Annotated in this window: 2 protein-coding genes; both read left to right on the forward strand. The window is 67.8% G+C overall.

Annotated elements, in window-relative coordinates; all coding sequences use genetic code 11:
* The first annotated feature begins 129 nt into the window (after positions 1 to 129).
* Complete coding sequence (locus V6U77_RS29805) at positions 130 to 564, forward strand: winged helix-turn-helix domain-containing protein (RefSeq protein ID WP_334610065.1); 435 nt, start codon at positions 130 to 132, stop codon at positions 562 to 564.
* On the forward strand, positions 543 to 1148 hold the full coding sequence (locus V6U77_RS29810; RefSeq protein ID WP_334610066.1) for a transposase: 606 nt from the start codon (positions 543 to 545) through the stop codon (positions 1146 to 1148). The genes V6U77_RS29805 and V6U77_RS29810 overlap by 22 nt, the downstream gene beginning before the upstream one ends.
* Positions 1149 to 1166: the final 18 nt, after the last annotated feature.

The following is a 1166-nucleotide window of genomic DNA, read 5'->3' on the forward strand; positions in this document are numbered from 1 at the left end:
TACAGATCTTGAATGGCCAGGTTCGTCCGATGTGGTCTGTGTGATGGCCTTGGGCTGGGGTAGATCGATGGGATGAGGTATCCCGATGGAGGTGGGTTGTCCGCGCGGGGGCGGGCGAAGCGTGAGGCGGTGCGACGGCAGGCGGCGGGGTGGTTCGCCGAGGATGTGTCGGTGCCGGAGATCGCGCGGCGGCTGCGGGTGTCGCAGACCGCGGTGTACGGCTGGCGTAAACGGTGGCAGGCCGGTGGTGAGCAGGCTCTGGCGTCGAAAGGGCCTGGTGGGTCTCGGTGCCGGCTGGATGAGGGGCGGCTGCGGCGGCTGGCCGATGCCCTGGATGAGGGCCCGGCGGCGCACGGCTTCGATAGTGATCAGCGGTGGACCCTGGCTCGGGTGTCGGACCTGATCGCTCGGATGTTTCGCACCCGGTACACGCTGCGCGGGACGGCGAACATCATGTACCGGTTGGGTTGGTCGGTGCAGGTGCCCACGCATCGTGCGGTCGAGCGGGACGAGACGGCGATCGTCACCTGGCGGCGGGAGACGTGGCCGGCGGGAAAACGGTAGCGGCGCAGCGGCAGGCGTGGCTGGTCTTCGAGGACGAGGCCGGTCAGACGCTGCGCCCGCCAAAGGCGCGGACCTGGGGACGACGCGGCCACACCCCCGTGGTCCCGGTCTCCGGCAAGGGCTCCGGTCGCGTCTCGATCGCCGGGTTGACCTGTTACCGGCCCGGCCAGCGGTCGCGGTTCATCTACCGGACGATCGTGCACCGGGGCCGCAAGAACGAGCGCCGTAGCTTCAGCGAACGCGACTACATCGCCCTGCTGGATGCCGCCCACCAACAGCTCGGCGGCCCGATCGTGTGCGTCTGGGACAACCTGAACACCCACGTCTCCGCCGCCATGCGGCAGATGATCGACGCCCGGGACTGGCTGACCGTCATCCGGCTACCGGCCTACGCCCCGGACCTCAACCCAACCGAGGCAGTGTGGTCCCACCTCAAACGCAGCATCGGCAACCTCGCCGTCACCGGCGTCGACCACCTCCTCGCGATCATCAAGAACCGACTCAAGAGCATCCAGTACCGCACCGACCTACTCGACGGGTTCCTCGCTCACACCGGACTGACACTCGAACCCGACACAACCTGACCATTCAAGATCTGTAGC

It is taken from the genome of Micromonospora sp. CPCC 205546 (assembly GCF_036902715.1).
In the GTDB taxonomy this organism is placed as follows: Bacteria; Actinomycetota; Actinomycetes; order Mycobacteriales; family Micromonosporaceae; genus Micromonospora.